At 30.3% G+C, this 23099-nt stretch carries 18 protein-coding genes and 1 pseudogene; 2 read left to right on the forward strand and 17 right to left on the reverse strand.

All coding sequences use genetic code 11. From position 1 onward, the window contains the following. The first annotated feature begins 206 nt into the window (after window positions 1-206). Entirely contained in the window at window positions 207-1961 is a 1755-nt protein-coding gene (locus GCU34_RS07635; protein WP_072784360.1) for an aromatic amino acid hydroxylase, read from the forward strand. Window positions 1962-2026: 65 nt separating this feature from the next. After that, window positions 2027-2335, forward strand: a complete 309-nt coding sequence (locus GCU34_RS07640) for a rhodanese-like domain-containing protein (RefSeq protein WP_072784361.1) — start codon at window positions 2027-2029, stop codon at window positions 2333-2335. Window positions 2336-2379: 44 nt separating this feature from the next. On the opposite strand, the gene GCU34_RS07645 is transcribed toward GCU34_RS07640, so the two are convergent. From GCU34_RS07645 to alaS, 17 genes and pseudogenes are all read right to left on the reverse strand, one after another. Then, on the reverse strand, window positions 2380-3057 hold the full coding sequence (locus GCU34_RS07645) for a DUF4230 domain-containing protein (protein WP_227658659.1): 678 nt from the start codon (window positions 3055-3057) through the stop codon (window positions 2380-2382). Window positions 3058-3095: 38 nt separating this feature from the next. Beyond that, window positions 3096-3749, reverse strand: coding sequence for a response regulator (locus GCU34_RS07650; protein ID WP_152378412.1), 654 nt, complete (start codon window positions 3747-3749; stop codon window positions 3096-3098). After that, a complete protein-coding gene (locus tag GCU34_RS14080; RefSeq protein ID WP_193702235.1) occupies window positions 3749-4204 on the reverse strand; it encodes a DUF6498-containing protein in 456 nt (151 codons plus the stop codon). The genes GCU34_RS07650 and GCU34_RS14080 overlap by 1 nt, the downstream gene beginning before the upstream one ends. Continuing rightward, complete coding sequence (locus GCU34_RS14085) at window positions 4144-4485, reverse strand: DUF6498-containing protein (RefSeq protein WP_152378414.1); 342 nt, start codon at window positions 4483-4485, stop codon at window positions 4144-4146. Before GCU34_RS14085 ends, GCU34_RS14080 begins: the two co-directional genes overlap by 61 nt. A 1-nt stretch (window position 4486) precedes the next feature. Continuing rightward, window positions 4487-6574, reverse strand: a complete 2088-nt coding sequence (locus tag GCU34_RS07665) for an OmpA family protein (protein ID WP_084656944.1) — start codon at window positions 6572-6574, stop codon at window positions 4487-4489. Between the two features lie 67 nt (window positions 6575-6641). Continuing rightward, window positions 6642-8582, reverse strand: coding sequence for a tetratricopeptide repeat-containing sensor histidine kinase (locus tag GCU34_RS07670; protein WP_072784370.1), 1941 nt, complete (start codon window positions 8580-8582; stop codon window positions 6642-6644). 78 nt (window positions 8583-8660) lie between these two features. Then, the gene (locus GCU34_RS07675; RefSeq protein ID WP_072784371.1) at window positions 8661-10514 is read right to left on the reverse strand and encodes a tetratricopeptide repeat-containing sensor histidine kinase; all 1854 of its coding nucleotides are present in this window, start codon (window positions 10512-10514) and stop codon (window positions 8661-8663) included. A gap of 73 nt (window positions 10515-10587) precedes the next feature. Further along, on the reverse strand, window positions 10588-13425 hold the full coding sequence (locus GCU34_RS07680; RefSeq protein ID WP_084656946.1) for a CHAT domain-containing protein: 2838 nt from the start codon (window positions 13423-13425) through the stop codon (window positions 10588-10590). Window positions 13426-13429: 4 nt separating this feature from the next. Continuing rightward, a complete protein-coding gene (locus tag GCU34_RS07685; RefSeq protein WP_152378415.1) occupies window positions 13430-14014 on the reverse strand; it encodes an MORN repeat-containing protein in 585 nt (194 codons plus the stop codon). A 300-nt stretch (window positions 14015-14314) separates the two neighbouring features. Next, a complete protein-coding gene (locus GCU34_RS07690) occupies window positions 14315-16231 on the reverse strand; it encodes an outer membrane protein assembly factor BamB family protein (protein ID WP_072784377.1) in 1917 nt (638 codons plus the stop codon). Window positions 16232-16363: 132 nt separating this feature from the next. After that, a complete protein-coding gene (locus tag GCU34_RS07695; protein WP_072784378.1) occupies window positions 16364-16840 on the reverse strand; it encodes a hypothetical protein in 477 nt (158 codons plus the stop codon). A 57-nt stretch (window positions 16841-16897) separates the two neighbouring features. Further along, window positions 16898-17428: a DUF6252 family protein gene (locus tag GCU34_RS07700; RefSeq protein WP_072784380.1), complete on the reverse strand. Its 531-nt coding sequence runs from the start codon at window positions 17426-17428 to the stop codon at window positions 16898-16900. 77 nt (window positions 17429-17505) lie between these two features. After that, window positions 17506-18477 carry a GSCFA domain-containing protein gene (locus GCU34_RS07705; RefSeq protein WP_072784382.1) on the reverse strand — a complete coding sequence of 324 codons (972 nt, stop codon included), beginning with the start codon at window positions 18475-18477 and terminating at the stop codon, window positions 17506-17508. Window positions 18478-18580: 103 nt separating this feature from the next. Then, the gene (locus GCU34_RS07710) at window positions 18581-19315 is read right to left on the reverse strand and encodes a hypothetical protein (protein WP_072784384.1); all 735 of its coding nucleotides are present in this window, start codon (window positions 19313-19315) and stop codon (window positions 18581-18583) included. 63 nt (window positions 19316-19378) lie between these two features. Further along, window positions 19379-19777 carry a hypothetical protein gene (locus GCU34_RS07715; RefSeq protein WP_072784386.1) on the reverse strand — a complete coding sequence of 133 codons (399 nt, stop codon included), beginning with the start codon at window positions 19775-19777 and terminating at the stop codon, window positions 19379-19381. A gap of 9 nt (window positions 19778-19786) precedes the next feature. After that, a complete protein-coding gene (locus tag GCU34_RS14385; protein WP_152378500.1) occupies window positions 19787-20227 on the reverse strand; it encodes a lipocalin family protein in 441 nt (146 codons plus the stop codon). A gap of 65 nt (window positions 20228-20292) precedes the next feature. Beyond that, window positions 20293-22967: pseudogene (alaS, locus tag GCU34_RS07725) on the reverse strand (alanine--tRNA ligase). Window positions 22968-23099 lie beyond the last annotated feature (132 nt).

A 23099-nucleotide genomic window follows, 5' to 3' on the forward strand; every position in this document is an offset into this window, starting at 1 on the left:
TATTTAAAAAATAGAAAACGAATCTAAATAAATTATCACCTATTTTATTTTTATTGAACATTTCATAAGAAAAAACAAAATACACATTTTTTTTTAACAAATACATAAAAACTGTTTAGAATTACTGAAAAAACTATAATACCTAATTAAAATCACGAGTTAATTTTGTAGTTTTACAAAAGCAAACACAACCAAAAATTATAATTATGTCTTTTGAAAGTAATCCTTTGATTGACAGGCTACCTGCTCATCTTAAACAGTTTATAAAACCTCAAAATTACGAGGAATACACCCCAATAAATCAAGCGGTTTGGCGCTATGTAATGCGTAAAAATGTGGACTATTTGTCTAAAGTAGCTCATGAATCGTATTTAGAAGGATTGAAAAAAACAGGAATCGATATTGAATCTATTCCTAGTATGTATGGCATGAACCGAATTTTGAAAGAAATTGGTTGGGCAGCAGTTGCTGTAGATGGTTTTATTCCGCCAAATGCTTTTATGGAATTTCAAGCCTATAATGTGTTAGTAATTGCTTCTGATATTCGTCAATTAGAACATATTGAATATACACCTGCACCTGATATTATTCATGAAGGTGCTGGCCACGCTCCTATTATTGCCAATCCCGAATATGCTGAATATTTGCGTCGTTTTGGTGAAATTGGCTGTAAAGCAATTTCATCAGCTCGTGATTATGAATTATATGAAGCCATCCGTTTATTATCTATCTTAAAAGAAGCTGAAGACACTCCTGATGCAGAAATTAAAGCAGCTGAAAATCAAGTAGATTTTCTTCAAAATAATATGGGAACTCCTTCTGAAATGGCTCGCATTAGAAACCTACATTGGTGGACTGTAGAATATGGCTTAATTGGAACCGTAGAAGAACCTAAAATTTATGGAGCTGGACTTTTATCATCAATTGGTGAAAGTGAATGGTGTATGACTGATAAAGTTAAAAAATTACCTTACGATATAACGGCAGCAGATGTTAGTTTTGACATTACAAAACCGCAACCTCAACTTTTTGTAACTCCTGATTTTGCTCATTTAAGCATGGTTTTGGAAGAGTTTGCAAATAGAATGGCTTTACGTACTGGTGGATTATCTGGAATTAAAAAATTAATCGATTCTAAAGCGCTTGGAACTATAGAACTAAGTACAGGATTACAAATTTCAGGAGTTTTCACTAATGTAATAGAAAATGAGAGCAAACCTGTTTATGTTCAATGCAGTGGAAAAACAGCACTAGCTTATCGCGAAAAAGAATTAGTGGGACACGGAACTGAATATCATGCTGAAGGATTTGGATCTCCAATTGGTAAACTAAAAGGAATTAATCTGGCAATTGAAGATATGAGTCCGCGCGATTTAAGTGCTTATGACATCTATGAGGGAGAACAAGTTACTTTAGAATTTGAAGGCGATATAAAGGTTACAGGCGAAATTATTACTGGAACTAGAAATATTCAAGGAAAAATTCTAATTATCAAGTTTAAAAATTGTACTGTTACACATGGCAATACCATTTTATTTCAACCAGAATGGGGAATTTATGATATGGCTGTTGGTAAAGATGTAGTTTCAGCATTTTCAGGACCTGCAGATGTGAATAGCTTTGATATGATTAATCATGTACCCTCTTCTCAAACTATAAAACAAAAAAAATCGGCAGAAAGAGAAGAACTAGAAACTTTATACCGAAATGTTCGTTTAATTAGAGAAAACAAACCGGCTGAAATTACTTTAAAAGAAGCTTTTGGTGCTGTTAGTGGCAATCATCCAAATGATTGGTTACTAACAGTTGAAATAGCAGAATTAGCTAACTTACAAGGTAACGAGGAATTATTAGAAAAATCGTTATTACATTTAGAAAATCTAAAATCGAAACGTCCGGAAGTTGTACACTTAATCACGAATGGAATTGAATTAATTATGCGTGAAAATGAAGCTGTTTAATTAGGTAACTTTTGTTACTTACAATACTAATTAACCACGCTAAATTTGTATAAAAATTATAAACTATGGGAATTTTAGATGTATTAGGTTTTGGAAACAAATCGAATGAAGTACAAGAATATGTTGCAAAAGGAGCAGTAATTCTAGATGTAAGAACTCCAGAAGAATTTGCAGAAGGACATATTCCTGGCTCAAAAAATATTGCTTTACAAGTTTTAAATGGTAGAGTTTCAGAAATAAAAAAATGGAATAAACCAGTTATTGCTTGTTGCAGAAGTGGAATGAGAAGCGCTCAAGCAACTTCTATATTAAAGCAAAATGGTATTGATTGTATTAATGGTGGCGGTTGGACATCACTTTCAAATAAACTTTAAACCAAAACAAAAAACGCTGATTGTGAATCAGCGTTTTTTATTTCTTATAATTTCTTAGTAAATTCAGTATCACTTTCTATCGTATTTCCATTATACTTAAGTTTCCAACCCATTGTATTCGTTAAAACTAATATCTTTGAAAGTTCAGACAGAAAACGATTTTCAGCATTTGTTTTTAAAGTCGATTTTTCCACTTTTGCTTTAATTACTTCTTTTACTTTTTTTTGAATTTTATTGTAATCAGCAGCTCCAAAAGGATTAAATCTACTTTGATTGACATCGTAAAAATTCAAATCTTGATTGATTTTCAGTTCGGGTTCGGGTAAATTGGTAATGGTAATTGTTTTATTTACTTCGTCTATTTTATATTCGAGTTGGCGCATATCGTAAGTTATAAAAACGTCTGCATTTGCTACAATGAGTGCTTTTTTCTCGAACGAAATAAGATCGAGTAAATATTTTTGTTGGTCTTTATAGGTTAAAACCTCAGCATAATGGCCTTCAGTTACAATTGACTTACTTACATTTTTAATTTGTTTTTCAATTAAACTCGAATTAAACTCAATGTTTTCTTGTTTATTCTTTGAGAAATATTGGTAACCAAAATAAAGTAAAACGCCAATTATGATGATATACACCATTTTACCAGATCTAAAAATAGCTTGAAAAATGGGAACTAAAATATTTTTAATTTGAGTTTCGTTTGAAGAACTGCGTGCCATGCTTAAAAAATTACAACACGAAGATATGAAAAGTTAAATCAAATTATTTTTTTAGCTTTTTGAATAGCCTCTAATTTAGAGTGCACCTGAAGTTTGCTGTAAATATTTTCGATATGTTTTCGAACTGTTGAGGGCGATAAAAATAGATTTTCGGCAATAATGGTATAACTTAATCCTTTACTTAGTTGTTCTAATACATCTATTTCTCTAGCCGAAAGTTTTATTTCTTCGGTTTCATTTGTGTTTTCTTCGGATTGAAACGGATTTCGTAATAATTTTAATGTTTTCATGGCAATTGATGGCGTCATAGCTGCACCACCGCTTAATGTTTCTTGAATTCCTTGATATAAGGAATTAGGATCTACATCTTTTAATAAATAGCCGTCGGCTCCCGCTTTAATGGCATTAAAAATATTTTCATCGTTATCGAAAACCGTTAGCATAATAATCTTGATTTGTGGATAACGTTGTTTGATTTCTAAAGTTGCATCAATTCCGTTCATTATGGGCATTTCAATATCCATTAGAATAATGTCAAGATTTTTATCTTGTTCTAATTTTTGAAGCATTTCTTTTCCGTTATTGGCTGCATATTTAAACACAACATCTTCAAAAAAAGACAACTTTTCTTTTATAGCATTAATTAAAAAACTATTATCATCTACAATCGCTATTTTTTTTGGATTACTCATTATTCTTCGGTTACCATTTTTAAAAATTGAATTACTTTTTCTTCTTCTAACCTTTTATCTTCATTTTTTTTATAATCTTTCATAAAAAAGTCGACTGCTTTTTGAAACATTCTTTCATCATTTTTAATTTGAGAAAGAAATATATCAACAATTGTTCGTATTAAAATTAAAACAATCGCTACAGCCAATCCGCCATTTCCAAATATGATAAAAAATCCCGGAACAATAGCTACAAACTGCTGAATAATAATTCGCACATACGGTTGAAACATATATAAACCAATTTCAACATTTTGATAGCGTTGATTATTATAAAAATTAAACCAAAATTTAAAGATATGAGAAAACAACATTAAAACCAAAGCAACTTGAATGCCTTCGAATTGCAAAACAGTTATAATATTTGAAAGTCCAAAACTATCTGAAATTCTGTCATCACCCATTGATAAAAACACAAAAAGAAAGTCGTTTGAATGAATACAAAAAATCCATAATGCACTAAAAAAAACAATGTTAATCCAACTCCTTTAGCTTTATCATTTTTCATGTAATTTGAACCAAATGTTATAGTTAACATCTTTATTGCATGAAAAATTCCAATTATAATTGTTTCTAAAGCGTAAACAATTACAAATTCTGTTGCACTTAACCGACCAATTACAATTAAAGCAATGTAAAATAAAGCTGTTAGCCAAACATTTTTGTTATCTAAAGTAAATAAGTCTTTTAATTTCATTTTATAACTCAATAATTACAAACTCTACTCTTCTATTTTGTTGTTTTCCTTCTTCGGTTTCGTTTGTAGCAATAAATTTAGTTTCTCCGTAACCTTTTGAAGTTAAACGTTCTTTTCCTATTCCTTTTGTTACTAAATATTGCATTACGGCATTAGCTCTATTATTAGAAAGTGTCATGTTATTAGCATCGGAACCCACTGTATCAGTATGACCTGCAATTTCAATTTTAAGTTTTTGATTTTCTTTTAAAACGTTATACAATCGATCTAACTCGGCATTTGATTCTGGCAACAAATCATATTTTCCGGAGCCGAAGAAAATATTGTTTAAGCGAATAGTTTGTCCTTTTTCAATTGGATTTAAATACAAATCAACTACTATTTCCTTATAATCTGTTAAAGATGAGACATCTACATTTTCAGTTACTGCGTAATAGCCTTCTTTTTGAGCCATAAAACTGTAACGTTGACCGTAAGGCAATACTATACTATAAGCACCCGTAGTAGGATCTGAAATTGCAGTTCCTAACTCTTTATTGGTTAACAAATTATTATAAACGATTGGCGCCGATAATACTTTTTTAGTTTTACTATCGAAAACTTTCCCTTTAATTAAAACTACAGGATCTTGTTTTACGGTATTATCAATTTCCCAAATATCCATTTCTTTTCCAATATATGCCTTGTCTCCTTTTGCTGATAAAAAAATACTTAGTTCCGTTTTGTCAGAATTTATAACATTACCTAGATTTTTAGGTTTTGACCAATTTTGCCAAGTATCGTCTAAGCGTTTAGAAACAAACAAATCATAATCACCATAACCGGGATGCCCCTTTGAAGCAAAATAAAGTGTTTTACCATCTGATGCTAGAAACGGATTGGTTTCGTCTTCAAAAGAGTTTACAGTATTTCCTAAGTTTTTTGGTTTAGACCAAATACCTTCTTCATTTAAAAAACTTACGTATAAATCTTTTTTCCCTTCTCCTTGATCTGTACGTTCAACTGACATTATTAAATATTTGTTGTCATTTGCCAAAAAACAACCTAAATGCTTGTTTACATTTTGATAATTTTGAATTTCAACATCTTTAGGAATTTCCCATCCATTTTCTGTTCTATTTGATATAGACAATCCATTCCCTTTTGAACTAACACCATCAGAACTATATTTATTTCCTAAAAGTAGTGTGTTATTATCTGGAGAAACTGAAATAACAAAGTTATAATCCTTATTATTTAATGGTCTTCCTATATTTTCTGCGGGTTTCCAATTTCCATTTTTATCTTTCTCAGAATACCAAATATCATCTTTGTTCGTTTCAATATTTAATTCACAATCTTTTCTGACAAAATAAAGTACTTTACCATCTGCTGAAATTACTGGATTAGTTTCTTCAAACTTTTCAGTTGAAATTGTAATTGGCAATTTTTTCATTTTTAAATTTGGGTTGAAAGAATCGACTACATCTAATGAAAACGGGTATTCTTTAACTGTAAACTCATCTACAGCAATTTTCATATTCGCATCTAAAATAAATCCAACTTTTGAGCCATAATAACGATTCCATTGTTCCTGATACACAAGGGTTTTATTAACAAAAATTTTTAAAATATTTGCTCTTTTTTGAACTAAAATAATATTTGATTTTTTCTTTTTATTTATTTCCTTTAGTTCTTTCCAATCAACATATTTATTAATTACTGCCCCTCCAAAACTCATTTCATATAGTTGAACTTTTTGTTCGTTATTAAAATTAACAACATCATAGTATTTATGATTATTGTAGCATGACCACACTAAACCAAATGAAGATTTATCATTTTTTGTACCTAATAGCGTTATTGTGGCTTCTACATCAAAATCGACTTCATCTGGTGTTTCTATAATTTTTTTTAATAACCATTTCGTTTTGGTTTCACTGTTATTCTCTATTATAAGTTTACCATTTTTTACATACGCCGAAAAATCTTCTTCCTTTAAACTCCAATTGTTATTATCATTATCAAAAGTATCGTGATGAATTGTTTTTTGAGCCGACAAAGTGTTGACCAATACTACCAATAAGAAAAGTAATTTTAACTTTTGCATAATTCTATGTTTAGAAAACAAAAATGCACTAATGTTAACTCTAAATCAATACGACAAATGCCCTATTTTAATATACCAAAGAAACGGTAGTTCCCGATGAATTAGAATCAATTTTTAATTCACAATTACTTTCTAACGCTCGCTTTTTAATAGAATTTAATCCATTACCGAATGAGCTATTTTCAATATCAAAACCATTTCCGTTATCTTTGACAATTACTTCAATTTGTTGATTTACTTTGCTCACAACGACTTCAATTTTTGTAGCTTTTGCATGTTTAATTGCATTGTTTACACTTTCTTGAATGATGCGGTAAATATTCATACCGTCTTTTGAGTTGAATGAAGTTTCTTTTGGTAAATGACACGTAAATTCGAACGAAATTCCTTGTAGAGAAACTTTTGCTTGTTCGATAAAATTAGAAATTCGGGTTTTGAAATCTTCTACTAGAATTTCATCTTTATTCATCGCCCAAATGGTATCGCGTAGTTCGGTTATGGTTTCTTTGGTAAACTGACTAATGTTAGATAATTTTTGAACTACTTTTTCTTCGCCATTGGTTAAAAACATTTTTAAACTATCAATAGATGAAATAATAAAAGTTAATTGAGCCCCAACATTATCGTGCAAATCTCTTGAAATGGCCAAACGTTGTTCTTGTAATCTATTATTACTTTCAATTTTCAATAAGGCTTCCGAAAGTTCTTTCTCTTTTTGTAACTGCTTGTTTTTAAACTTTTGTTGGCTTAAAAACAACCACGATATTAATAAAATATTCAAAATTACAAAACCTGATATCAACAATAAATTATTCTTATTTTTTATGCGAAGTTCTCGTTCGGCAACCTTAACTTTTTCTTGGGCCAAATCTTTTTCTTTTTTTTCCGTTTCGTATTTCACTTCAAGTTCTTGAAACGATTTAGCACTTTCTTCTTTAAATTTTTCGGTAGTTTTTTTATAGAATTCTGCATTATAAAACGATCCTTTTTCGATATTGCCAATCAAATAATACGCTTCGGCTAACGATTTGTAAACCTCAACTTCATATTCTTTGTTTTCGCTTGAAAGTTCTAGTTCACTTAAACACAATTCACCATATCGAATCGCTTCTTTGGGTTGTTTTATATTTACATAAACAGCAGCCAAATTACTATACAAATGAACTTTTTCTTTGGAATTAAGTGGTATTTCTTTTGGGCGATGTAACGATTGTAAAAATAAATCGAGAGCTTTTTTATAATTTCCCTCTTTATATTCAATGGAAGCCAAACCTTCTATTGCGATATAATATTCATTACCTGGATTGATTTGATTAGCCAGAACAATTGATTCTTCGAAAGATGCTTTTGCTTTTTGCATTTGGTCTAACTCCTTGTAGCAAATTCCTAAATTATTGTAGCTATGAATTTGAGCCGAAATATACTTTCTTTTCTTGCGTAATTCCAAGGCTTTTAAATGATAGGTTATAGCTTTATCAAACAGATGCATTTCTTGATAAATGAGACCAATATTATTGTAGTTTGCATCTAAATTTCCCTTTTTTTCTTCGGGAATTTTTTGGTTCACTTTTATCGATTCGAAGTAATATTGAAGTGCTTTTTCGAAGTTACCTTGGTTCCAATTATACATTCCAAGATTAGTGAGCGTATGTTCTTCGTGCACTAAAAAATGATGTTTTTTACTGTATTCCAGAGATTTTTCAAAAAAGTATTTAGCAGAATCCGAATTTCCGTTTACATCATAATAAATTCCTTTAATTCCTAATAGCGAATTATAGCCGAATTTTTCATTTGAAGCGAGTGCAACTTTTTCTGAGATATCGATTAACTCTTTAGCTTTATTTTTATCGCTAAACAAATACTTCCAAACTAATTGATTATAAACTGCAACTTTTGTAGAGTCGTTTTTGGTTGTTTTTATAATTTGATACAAACTATCAATTTTAGCTTGTTGCGAAAAACTAAAAGTAAAGCAAAATAATGCTAAAGTTAAAAACCGAAACCTCATCGCTGTAATTCTTAAAATAATGTTAAACGAGGTTAAAGTAGTTATTTTTCTGCAATAAATCAATTTGAAAATTTATTTTTATAACAGTTGCTTCTTTAAGTCAAGTGAAACAGTTGTTCCTTGATGATTGGAAATCATTTCAAGATTTCCGTTTAATTCAGAAGCTCGTTTTTGAATTGAATTTAAACCATTTCCTTTTTCTACTTCTTGAATATTAAAACCGCTGCCGTTATCTGTTATTTCGACTAAAATTCTTTTATTAACTTCTTGAATTGAAACTTCAATTTTAGAAGCATTTCCATGTTTTATTGCATTATTTACACTTTCTTGAATGATGCGGTAAATATTCATTCCGTCACGTGACGAAAACGGTTTTAAGTCGGTTGAATTTAAATTACTTATAAAATTAAATTGGGTTCCTGTTAATGAAATTTTAGCATTTTCAATAAAATTTGAAATGCGAGTTTCTAAATCTTCAACCGTAATTTCTTCTTTATTCATGGCCCAAATGGTATCGCGAAGTTCTACAATAGTTTCGCGTGTAAACGAACTTATTTTGGTTAACTTCTCATCCACTTTTGGATTTTGATTTCCCAGCGCAAATTTTAAATTATCGATAGATGAAATAATAAATGTGAGTTGGGAACCAATGTTATCATGCAAATCTCTGGAAATTTGCAAACGTTGTTCTTGAAGTTTATTTTGGGTTTCAATTTTCAATAAAGCGTCTTGCAACTCGCGTTCTTTTATGAGTTGAAGGGTTTTCATTTTTTGTTTGCTATAAAGAAAATAACCTAGAAGTACACTTAATAATAACAACGAAATGACACTAATTATAATGGTGTTTTTCTCGGCTATTTTGGCTTTTTGGACTAAAATTTCTCTTTCTTTTTTCTCGGTTTGATATTTAACTTCTGTTTCATGAAGAACATTTAAATTATTTCTATTGAGAATACTATCATTTACTTTTATATATTCTTTATAATATTTACTTGCTTTTTTATAATCTTCTATACTTTCATTATAAGCTATATAATTATTAAGACTAGTTAATAAATCTTCAGAAACTTTATACTTGGTTGCGTAAAAATAAGCGCTATCAATATATTTTATTGCTTGTGAAGATTCTTTAAAATCTAAAAATACCTGAGCAATATTATTGTATGTTGAAGCAACTCCTCCATAATTTTTTATTTCTTTTTCAACATCTATTACCTTTAAAAAGCTTTCTAAAGCTTTATCTAAATCCCCTTTGTAATAATAAATACCACCAACGTTATTTAAAGATTCTGAAATTCCTTTTTTATCATTAAGAGATTCTTCAATTTTTAGAGATTTATTGAAATAATTCAATGCTAAATCTAAACTATCTTGATTAGCTGAGGCAATTGCATAGTTATTGTATGACTCTGAAATTCCTTTTAAATATTTAATCTTATCAAATTTCTGTATTGCTTTTAAATTGTATTCTTTTGCTCTTTCATATAGTTCCATTGATGTATACACCATTCCTATATTATTACAAACTGTTCCATACTCTTTTTCATTACTATTTTTCTCATAAATAGACAACGCTTTTAAATAAAATTTAATTGATTCTTCATACAAACCTAAGGATCTATTACATGCTCCAATGTTATTATATGCAGAAGATAAAATTTTTAAATCTTTGGTTTGTAAAGATTTTAATGAAAATTTTTTAGCCTTTTCAAAATCATTTAAAAAACGATAAACAATACCAAAATTATTATTAGTTAGTTCATAATCAATTTTACTATTACTTTTAGACAATGCTTCCTCAAGTAATTCAATTGCTTTCTCTGAATTTTCTCTGTAAACATTAATTGCATTATCATTTAATTTTTGCACTTTGCTACTTTGAGAATTCATTTGAAAACCAAGCAAAAGAAAAAACACTACTAAATATTTCATTATAAAAATTATTAAGTACAAATTTTTTTAAATTATAGTACAAAAAAAATACGGCAGTTGCCGTATTTTAATCTTATCGTCCATTGTAAAGAAATGGCGCCCAAAACTGTGGATGTTTAAATTCTGATCCAAAATCTCCTTTTATAAACGATCGTTTAATTTGATTTAAAGTTTCGGTAGTATTACCATTTTGTTGCACTACTTTTTTAAACAAATTTTGCATGGTTAAAGCTGTTCCGGCATCGCTTACTGGCCATAAAGACAACATTGTTGCATTTGAGCCTGCTACTAAAAACGCCGAATTTAATCCGTTTATTCCTTCTCCTCCATATAATTTACCGATTCCGGTATCGCAAGCACTTAAAATGACCAAATCCGTATTTAAACTTAAAATTGAAATTTCCGGCACTAATAAAAAAGTGTCTTCATTTCCATCACCTCCATTGGGTTGAGAAAACATTACCCCGCTAAACTCAGGAATAATATCACTGGTAAATCCGTGGGTAGAAATTAATAGATTTTTATATTGCTTTAATTCTCCTGAAGCATTTGCTTTTTTAAAATTACTTTCACTCATATCAAACCCTTTATAGACTTTAATATCGCTAGACAAGTTGCCTACAAATTCTACTTCCTGTAATGTTCCTGCCAAATAATTAGCGCCTCCAAAACCTAGTGCTTCTAATTCGGGTTTAAAATTGTAAATTCCTTTGCTAATTTTTTGATTTACAGCATCAGAAACTTTATAGAAATCTTCAATTCCTCTGACCCTTGGTTTTACATTTCCGGATGGTTGATATTTTGCTCCTCCAAATGCTAAAACAGATTTTCGATTAGACGAATAATTTCTGTTTGCAATAATTTTCCAAATAGTGGTATTAGGAATATATCGAACGTCATGAGTTGAAACAAAATACTGATTTTTGGGTGATAAAAAGGTTTCAAAAGGTAAATAATTTAACTCGGCTGAAGCGCTAATTATTACTTTAGAGTAGTTGTTTAAAACATCTTGAACCGGTTGTAGAGTTAAATCGTACCAAAGATGTAGAAAATCGTTTTGAACATTTTGCAACTGTGGATTTTCCTGTTCTAATAATTGACGTGTCCATTCGACAAGCATCACAAAATCATCTTTTTTATACGCGGATTGCTTAGATGCATAACGCACTAATTGACCGTCTTTATAATCGACTTGTAAGTCTTTCATATAAGGATTTAGTTGGGCTGGTATTTTTTTAACTTTATCAGTATATACTTTTTTTAATGCCAGTAGCTGGTCAATTGGATAGTTGTAACGAATTTCAGCTTTGTTTTTTGTAATAACGGTAATAATAATTTCACCCGGTTGACCAATAGTATAGGTTAACAAAACCTCATTTGGTTTTAAAAGATTTTGAGCATCAACAATAGTTGCTGTAGTTAGATTACTATTTAACATTTCTTTTAAGTAGCCGCTTCTGCTCTGCTCTTGTAATTGAAATAGTTTTTCTACATTATTGGTTTGCTTATAACTCATTATCAGCCCGGTGTAAACTCCCGAAATATCATTCATATATTTCAGCTTTTGTTTAGAATTAAGTGTACTTTTAACTTTTTCGGCTAAAGCAATGCTTTTTTCAAACTGGATAATGGCGTTCTTATAATCTTTATTATTGTAAAAAATAAAACCCAAGTTATTGTATAAATTTTGTGCATGATCAAATACCTTGTCGGAGATATAACCTTGAGCAGTTTCTTCCGTAATTTTTGCAGCATCAGTATATAAACCCTGTTTTGCTTTTATAATGATATAATTTGAGTTAACTTCTCTGCTTAAATCTTTATCGTTAATACTTTTTGCTAAATTGAAAGCTTTGGTAAGATATTCACCTGCTTTATTCATTTCGGGTTGTGGTCCGTCTAACAAATAATGTGCTCCGATGGAGTTGTAAGCTTTCGCTTTATAATAGTTATTGTTTAAAGCGTTTGCCGTTTGTTCTAATTGATAAGCCATTTGTAGCTTTTCTTGTTCTTTATCTCCAAAATTATCTAAAACATGAATTTTATGCAATTGCATGTTTGCTAATTGGTAAGAAGAAAAACCTAAATTTTGATATTCCTCTAAAGCAGCATTAATGTCTAAAAAAGCACCTCTTTCGTCAAAACTATCTCTTTTTAAAATAGATAAGAACCAATAAGCATAACTTCGTTGCCAATATAATGCTTGATTTGCTTTTGAGTTATTTAAAAAGGTTTCAAATTGCTTTTTACACTCCGTTATATTTCCTTTAGCATAAAAACTTGTAGCTTTTACCAATGGAGCTAACTTTGAAATTAAGGGATTTACAGGTTGTAACGTATTGTATTTTGCAGCCAACTGATCTATTTTATCACAAGGTGTTCCTTTGATAGCTTCATTGAAACATTGATCGAATTGTAAGGCTAAATCTGGATTATTATACGTATGAAATATTTTGCTGTATTTTCCTTTTAAAGACGAAATATCTTTACTCAGGAAATAGCCTATTACATCCATATCTTTAAAAATCGCATCCGGATTTTTATCTGTATTCAATTGAACTGCAAAATTCAAACTCTTTTCAGCTTCGCTTACATTGTTATTAAGGTAGTGAATATAGGCTTGCGTATAATAAGAATAAGGTAACAAAGGCTGGATATTAAGCGCTTTGTTAGATTCAACTTGTGCTTGTTTTAAATTTCCTGAACATATATGGTAATATGAATTTAGATAATATCCAGCAAATTCATCCGGAAAGTTCAGTATTAACAATTCACTACCTTCTTTCATTTTTGGAAGGTTTTTATTGTTGTAACCTTCCATAAAAACAGCATAATAATCATTAAAACCATTGGGCTGTGCAAAAGAAAAGCACACAACCAAGAGAAATATTGAAGCTAAAAAAGATTTCATAAAATTAAAGTGGCGTTTTAATTACATTATCCTCATAATATCCTTTTTCAATAATATTTCCATTTTTATCAATTTTGAAACCTAAGCCTTCTTTGTAATTTTTATGCCAAAAACCTACATATTTACTTCCGTCTTCATAAAAATATACGCCAAATTCTTTTCTTAAACCTTGAATATGTTGTCCCATGTATTGTTCCCCATTTTTCCAAACTTGAATTGCAGGAAATGATCTTTTTGAAAACAGAAAGTAGCCAACTGCATAAGAGCCATTATCGTACTTTTCCACATTAAATCCGTTAAATCCATTTGAATTTTGACCATAACCATAATCGGTCACTTTTGCTTTATAACCATTTGGATCTTCCTTATCATTTGCAAATTGCTTTTTCCATTCCACATTTCCATTTGCAATTTTAAAAGCAGGTCCGTCTTTTTGATCTTTTCTATAGGTATACAACTCAATTGTTCCTTGTTGTTTGTTCATTTCAACTAAAGTCCCGTCTTTTTGATGATCTTTATTATAATTTACATAAGTAGTTTTACCGTCAGTATGTAAAATCATATTAGGACCTACTATGAGTCCGTCCATTCTAAAACCATAGGATACATCTCCATTTTCTGCAGTAAAAGTTTCAAATGAAATTAATCCTTTTTTACCTCTTTTTTTCCGGCTTGGTTACCAAAATTTTGCTGTGCAAAACAAAATGAGGTAAAAACTAAAACAACTAATTGAGCAAAATTTTTCATGTTTTCTATATTTTCTATTTAATGATAAAACTATTCCAGAATGAATTAAAAAAAATAGGGCAAATGCCCTATTTTCAATAGTCTCACAATTAAATTGCAAGCCCAAACCACTTATAACTATTGTAATTATTTATGAAAACTATTATTTTAAATTGTATGTATAGATTGTTTTATCGTTTGCTTTATAGAATAAATATCCACCTGTTTCATCAACTTCATATTCTGGTTTTTTATCGTTCAAAATAATTTCTTTTTCTACAACTCCAGAATCTTTATTCACTTTTACTAACCCAACACCATCATTTAATTTTGTTAAAATAAATTGTGAATTTTCTGTGGCAGCAGTTGCTTTAAAACGTTTTGATAAATAATCGAAAGAAGCTCCTGCAATTCCAGAGAACATGTCGGCAGCACGTTTAGCCTCTTTCCCATAATCGTTATAAGAATCCAAATCATTCATACTACCAAAACCAGTACGATTTGCTCCTGCAGCAGCACTCATAGAAACCGCCATAGTTGTTGACGCTACCGCCATTACACCTCCCATAATCTTGCCGAATGTACTTCTTCCTGGCGATTTATGATATACTTTATAGCTTTCTGAACCATTGAAATCGTACATTGCCATGTTTTGACTAGAAGAAAGGAAAATTCCGCCATTTCTTATTTGCATTGAACTTGGATCTTCTTTTTCTTCAAAATTACATTGCGCAAAATCAGTAACATTACCAGAGTTTGCATCAATTGCCATTATTTTACCATCGGCCGCAATCATATAACGATTGTTTTTACTATCGTATGTTGAAGCTACAGATGAAGCTCTTTTATATTTTAATGGTTTAGACCAAACTTGGTCTCCAGAAGATAAATTCACAATATTCGCATCTTCTCCCGTTATATAGAGTAACCCTTGAGGTGTGTGAGCCATTACCATAATGTTTTCGCCTGTTTTTAAAGGCTTTTTAAATAATGGGGTTCCGTTAAAAGCAATTTTATTAATCCCACCTTCATACAAACCAAATAAAATTCCGTCATCCATAATGTAGAAATGTTGAACATATCCATTTGTTTTTGGTGCTTTTTCCCATAAATCTTCTCCAGAAGATGCACTTAAAAAAGCAATGTGACTTTGTTCTTTTGCAGCCATTAGTTTGCCTAAACCTTTCTCTCCAGAAGGCTTAACATTACTCACAACTGCAATTCCTTGTGGTAAAATTTCAAAATTAGAAACAATCCCTTTTACTTTTCTATCATCTGCCCATAAAGCCGCACCATCTTTATCTCCAATTTTGTGAATTCTTGTATTATTGCCGTTATTTACACTTTCAAAAGCATAAATTTCTTTACCTGTTTCGTCGGCAACCATCCAAGTAACATCTTTTATTTTGCTTTTCCATAATTCAGCTCCTGAATTTGACATCGCAATAATACCTTGTGCTGTAGGAACTAATATCGAGTTTTTTAACAATAATGGTGTTCCAGTAACACTAAAATCTTTAGCCATTCCTACGCGACCAGGTTTGTCTAAGAAAAATGAAAAATCGTTTTTACCACTATCTAAATCATACACCGCTACTTTAGGAACTTGGCTTTCAAATTTTGCATCACTTTTTTGCAATCCACTTACAACTAATTTATTCTGCGGCAACATTACATTGCAAGTATAAATTTGAGTCCATTTTAAATCTTCAGAATTGAATAAAACTTTTCCTTTTACATAATCGAAAACAGCTCTTTTTGTTTTACCAATTCCCGAAAAACTACCAGTAGCTCCTTGTGAAACCACTATGTAAGGAGTCATTGGAATAAACTCTGTTTCTTCAGGTTTTAATTGACCAAAATTGTTGAAAGTGAATATAGGTTTAGATTCATTAGGGTTTATACCTGCTAATCCATCGTTTGTAGCTACAACTAAGATACCTCCAACAGTTAACGTCATTTCGTTAATTTTTGCTCCTAAATTATAAGTATTTTCAGGAGCCTCAGCTTTTTGTGCATATGTTGTACAAATTGACATCAATATTGAAAAAAGCATTAATTTATACCATCTATTTTTCATAAAATACAAGTTTATAAATTGTTAAAATTGATTTAATAGCATTATGTAATTGTAAATATTCAATAATAAGAGAACTCCAATAAAAAATATTAGAATAATTTTCCAATTAATTTTATTTATGGAGTTCATAATTTATTTGATTAACATTTCAGTATCTTTTGCTAAACTTAAATTCAAAGCATTTTTGTATAATTTTAATGCTCCTACTAAAGATTTTTGGGTAAAACCTCCTTCAATGAAGAAATAATAATAGTAACCAATATTATTGGCTTTTTCAGAATATACAATTTTAATAAGCGCTACTTCTCCATTAATCTTATTCATTAATTCTAATACTTTTTCTTTACTAGCGCCGTCAACAATTTGGTAAACACCAGAAAGAGTAACATATCTTTTACTTGGATCAATATCTACAAATACAGAATAAGAATCTTTTACTTTTATATAAGTATCTGCTACTTGTTCAACTTCAATATACGCATTTTCAAAAGTCTCTTTTAAAAATTGAGGCGTTACTTCATTTGCTTGAACCAATCGTTGAGCAGTTGCTTCAGTTGATAGTAAAGCAATTATAAAGAATGAGAAAATAATAACTTTTAAAGTTTTCATAATGTTTAAGTTTATAGGTTTTTATAATTTTAAGGTAATCGGCTTTATTTAAAAATATTAATAAGTGGTAATATCTACGTTGAAAGAACCTTCTGTAATGTTCTTTATAGAACTGTCATTAGGGTTTTTACAAGTAAATTCAAAAGTTCCAATAGCTTTAGAATCTGTTAAAGTTGATATTTTTACCTCACCTCGAGCCGAATTGTCATCATAAGGTGCAGTCCAAGTTTGCGTGTCCATAGGACTTGTTGCATTACCTTCAATATAGCTCACAACATTGTAAACCAAAGCACTTCCTCCTATTTCATAAGTTCCTTCTCCATCAACAGCATTTAAAGTAATTTGAAATCCTTTACCATCCATGTTTGTTCCTTGAAGGGTCAAAGCAAAAGTGCCAGTACCATTATTAACTTTTGAACCTACTGTTAACATTTCTGTAGATGTTAGCCTTGTTCCATTAACTTTAGCAGTTATTGTTCCAGATGCAGCATTACCTCCAGAACCGCCATCATCATCTTTTGAACAAGAAATTATTGATACCGATAATGCCAATAATAAAGTAATCCCAATGTTTTGAATTTTTTTCATAATTTATAGATTTTGTTAAACTTTTCAGTATCACAAAATTTGTTTAAATTAAATCATGAAAAAATAAGGCAATTGCCTTATTTTGATTCAAAAGACAATTGAGGCAATGAAATTTGAAGGTTTTGTATTTTATTTTGAAGATTTTTTAAAAACTTTTGATGCGCTTCAGCATCGGGATTAGATGGTCGATGTGCCAAACCTTTTTGGATCTCTTCAACTTGTTTCATTACAGCAATGGTTTCCGAATGGAAATAACTTTGTGAAAACTTTTCCCAGATATAATCTACTGCTTGCTGATTAGGATGTAACATATCGGTTTCAAAAAAACGATAATCACGAAGTTCATCCATGACAATTTCGTAGCTCGGAAAATAGCCGAAAGTCGAAAGTTGAAAGTCGAAAGAATTGTGCAATGCAGAAAACAAATTTCCTTTACTCACATTATTTTCGAAAAAACCATCTTTTGTATGTCGAACAGGCGAAACTGTAAACACAAATTTCACATGAGGATTTATAGATTGAATAAGTGAAACTATATTTTGTAAGCTTTCTTGTATTTGTTGTGTTGAAAGTAGTTCTTTTGTAAATTCTTTTTGAGGAACTTTATGGCAATTAGCAATAATGCTACAATTGTCAGACTGAGCTTGTCGAAGTCTATATACCCAACTTGTACCTAATGTTATTAAGCAATGGGTTAAGTTGTTTATTTGTTTATTCGTTAAGTCTATTATTTGATTTAAATTATCTAAAAATTCATCTTTATTCAAATTTGATAGTTTTGAATGCACTTCATAGCTATGCCATAAATCATTGTGAAAGAAAATATCTTTTTCGGTAAAATAATTCTTTTCTACTACTCTTTTAATCAACTTTTCTAAAGAAACTGCATTAAAAATAATTCCGAAAGGATTTATAGTTGCTTGGAATTTATAATACTGAAATTTTTTACCAATATTCTCTGAAAAACAAGAACCTAATAACAAAATTTTTGAATGATAATCAATTGGAAAATCACTTTTTAAAATTGGTATTTCAGTTCTGAAATTCATTTATTTTAGACTTTAGATTTTTAGATTCTAGATTTCAAAAATAGTGATAAAAAGAAAACCCGATAATTAAAAATTATCGGGTTTCTTATATTTTTTAAATAATTTATTGATTATAGAAATATTGTGCATTTGTTACTTCAAAACTAGTTTCTACTGAAGTTGCAGGATAGTCATTACTATTATATGTATAAGTAGTTGATATATTCTCAGAAATATCAGTATAAACTTCTTGAGTTACATTATGGAAAACTCCAGACCCTTCTTGATTACAAATATTTATTTTATCAAAACCTGTTACATTCTTAAATGGATTATTCATATTGTCATATGTATATGTAATTGTTTGTCCATCCGAAAATGAAAATTCGTTTACTTCACCATTTAAAAAAGTAACTGTTGCAGTTTTGTCAAAATTTGTTTGCGAAACAGCATCACCATAATAATAATTTATCAACACTGTTCCATTAGAGTTATAAGTATATGTTTCCCTATTTCCCCAATCTGTATCAATATTATCAACAATAATATAAGTGGTTACTCTTCCACTCGCATCATATTGATAAGTTTCTGTTTGTAGCAAAGTATTAGATTCATAATATTTTACTTGTGTTATTAAATCATTTGTATAAGTAAATTCGAAACGTCCCTCATCATCAGTCATTCTTATTAATTTGGTTCCTGAATACTCATATTCTGTAGTTAAAGTAGAATTATCTTCAAAAGTTTCTATTAACTTAGTTAATAAAACAGGAGTTGAAGCACTTTTTGAAGAATCATCACTAGAACATGATGTCATAAACATTGCCAAACCGGCAGCTAATAGAAGAATTTTTTTCATAATTTTAAAAAAGTTATTTTATGCGAATTAAAAGAAAAAAAGTATTTAATAAAAGTACTGTATTTAATTATCTGTATCTAAATAATAAACTTCCACAGAATAATTAGTCCCATCAGTAGATTGTTGAACTGTCATGGAATGTTCTTCAACATCAGTAAACTTTAGCCAAACTGTTGGAATAGTTTGTCCTAAACCTGTTAAATTTTCTATTTTAAGAATTGAATTCTGCTCTATCCAAGTCCAACTACCTGATCCTGGTATGTTAGTTCCTAACAAATTTACAACTTGCTGATATTCTCCATTAGAATTAAAATAAATATTTCCAGCGTAATTGTTGGAATCATACCACCATTTATCTAAAATGGAAATAGAAGAAGGAGTTGAGTTGTTGTCATCATCACTAGAACATGATGAAAAAAATAAAACCAAAATGGTTGTAGCTAATAGTAACGTTTTTTTCATTTTTATTAATTAATTATACTTTGAAAATGTTGTACGATAAACGTACGTTCCTTCGCTAGTTTGAATTGTTTGTTTTAGAATTAATTCTGTAGTTGTTAGTTTCTCAACTATATAAATATATTCATATATAGAAGGATCAAAATTTGTATTTGAAATTGTTAATTGATTTCCCTGTAATTCCCATAATGATGGTTCAACTTCAACCAAATTACAAGAATAATCATATCTATTAAAAGTAAGACTTCCATTATCAAAAAACTCCTGAAAATCTTTTCTATCATTACAATCATGCTCATAAAACTCAAAACTATTTCCGTTTACTGTTCCTCCAATTATTTCCCATTTCCCAAGTAAATTCTGTTTTGTAATTCCTGAATTAGAATCGTCACTTGAACAAGAAATGAAAAAACAAGAAATAAATAATAGAAAAAATATTTTTTCATAATTTATAAAAAGTTGTTTTTTTTACAAATTAAAACAAAAAAACGGGAATTTAAAATTCCCGTCTCAATTAATTATTTTATAAATTGGATTGCTTTTTCTAATGCTTCCTTAATTCCATCAACATTTTTACCTCCAGCAGTCGCAAAAAATGGCTGTCCGCCACCGCCACCTTGGATATATTTTCCAAGTTCACGAACCACTTGTCCTGCGTTTAGGTTTTTGCTAGCTACTAATTCTTTAGAAACATAACATGTTAACATTGGTTTTCCTTCTTCAGCAGTGGCTAAAACTAAGAATAAATTAGTTTCGTTATTACCTAATTCATAAGCCAAATCTTTTGCTCCTTCAGGATTTAAATCTACTTGAGTTGCTAAGAATTTAACTCCGTTTACTTCTTGTATTTGAGAAGCTAATTCACCTTTAAGGTTTTTCGCTTTTTCTTTTAATAATTGCTCAATTTGTTTTTTCAATTTAGCGTTGTCGTCTTGTAAAGCAACAACAGCTTTCATTGTATCTTGAGGATTTTTTAATACTTCTTTGATTTCAGCTAATGTGCTTTCCTGATTTTTATAGAAATCTTTCACCGCATCACCAGTAATTGCTTCAATACGACGAATTCCGGCCGCTACAGCTCCTTCTGAAATAATTTTGAAATGCCAAATATCAGCGGTGTTTTTCACGTGAATACCACCACATAATTCTTTGCTATCGCCAAATTCAATCATACGAACAGTATCGCCATATTTTTCTCCAAACAAAGCCATGGCACCTTGCTCCATTGCTTGTTGAATTGGAATATTTCTATGTTCTACCAGTTGCAATTGCTCTTCAATTCGAGCATTAACAAAAGCTTCCACTTGACGTAATTCTTCGTCTGTAACTTTAGAGAAGTGTGAAAAGTCGAAACGCAAATAATTTGGATTTACCAACGAGCCTTTTTGTTCCACATGTGTTCCTAAAATCGTTCTTAAAGCCAAATGCATCAAATGCGTAGCCGAGTGATTTTTAGAAGTCGATGTTCTTAAATCGGTATTTACTTTTGCCACAAATCCTGCTTCAACATTCTCAGGAAGTTGTTTTGCGAAATGTAATATTAAGTTGTTTTCTTTTTAGTGTCGATAATTTCGATGGTTTCATTAGCCGAAACTAAAGTTCCTTTATCACCAACTTGTCCACCACCTTCTGGATAGAATGGTGTAGCATCTAAAACGATTTGGTATAAAACCCCATCTTTTTTAGAATCAACTTTACGAATACGTGTGATTTTAACATCATTTTCCGTTTTGTCATAACCAACGAAAGTTTGCTTCGCCTGTTCGCTATCGCTCGAGTCAACATTTCCTTGGTTTAAAAAAGTCCAATCATCAGTCGAAACTTCTGAAGCCGCACGAGAACGTGCTTTTTGTTTTTGTAATTCGGTTTCGAATTCCGTCTCGTTAAACGAATAGCCTTTTTCTTTTAAAATTAAAGCCGTTAAGTCTTTCGGGAAACCAAAAGTATCGTACAATTCGAATACTTTTTCTCCCGAAACTTCTTTTCCAGCTGTTTCAGCAACTACTTTATCTAATAATTGTAATCCTTGTTCTAAAGTTCGTAAGAAAGAAGCTTCTTCTTCACGGATTACATTGGTAACCAATTGTTGTTGCGATTTAATCTCTGGGAAAAATTCTCCCATTTGGTTCGCTAAAACTTCTACCAATTTATTGATGAAAGGTTCTTTCGTTCCTAAAAACGTAAATCCGTAACGAATCGCACGACGTAAAATACGACGAATTACATAACCTGCTCCCGTGTTTGAAGGTAATTGTCCGTCAGCAATTGCAAAAGCTACTGCACGAACGTGATCTACAATTACACGAATCGCAATGTTCGTTTTGTTTTGTTCTTGAGATTCTTCACTTTCGTTCAGAATGACATTATTAGGTGTATATTTTAATCCAGTAATTTCCTCAACTTTCGCGATAAGCGGTGTGAAAACATCTGTATCGTAATTTGAAGTTACGTTTTGCATTGCCATACACAAACGCTCAAATCCCATTCCGGTATCTACGTGTTGTGCTGGTAATTTTTCTAACGAGCCATCGGCTTTACGATTGAATTCCATGAATACGTTGTTCCAAATTTCCACTACTTGCGGATGATCAGCATTTACTAAATCTCTTCCTGAAACAGTTGCACGTTCTGCATCGGTTCTCAAATCGATATGGATTTCTGAACATGGACCACACGGACCTTGATCTCCCATTTCCCAGAAGTTATCTTTTTTATTTCCTAAGATAATTCGGTCTTCAGAAACGTATTGTTTCCAAATATCAAATGCTTCTTGGTCAAACGGAACATTCTCAGCTGGATTTCCTTCAAAAACAGAAACATACAAACGGTCTTTGTCTAACTTTAAAACTTCTGTAAGAAATTCCCAAGCCCAAGCAATAGCTTCTTTTTTGAAATAATCGCCAAAAGACCAGTTTCCTAACATTTCGAACATCGTGTGATGGTAAGTATCAAAACCTACATCTTCTAAATCGTTGTGTTTTCCTGAAACACGAAGACATTTTTGCGTATCGGCTATTCTTTTACTTTTTGGTGTTCCGTTACCTAAGAAAAACTCTTTAAATTGAGCCATACCTGAGTTATTGAACATTAATGTAGGATCGTCCTTTAATACAATAGGTGCTGAAGGCACAATTAAGTGACCCTTACTTTCAAAAAACTGTAAAAACGACTTGCGAATATCTTGTGATTTCATCTATAAACTTTGTTTATTAATTTTCCTAAAAACCTTGTTTTATAAAATATTTCCCAATTTCATTAAAAAATAGTTTCAGAATGAAACATTTCTTAAATTTGTTCGTATAAGTATTATAACAAAATTTTTGCA

This window comes from Flavobacterium haoranii, assembly GCF_009363055.1.
Lineage (GTDB): Bacteria > Bacteroidota > Bacteroidia > Flavobacteriales > Flavobacteriaceae > Flavobacterium > Flavobacterium haoranii.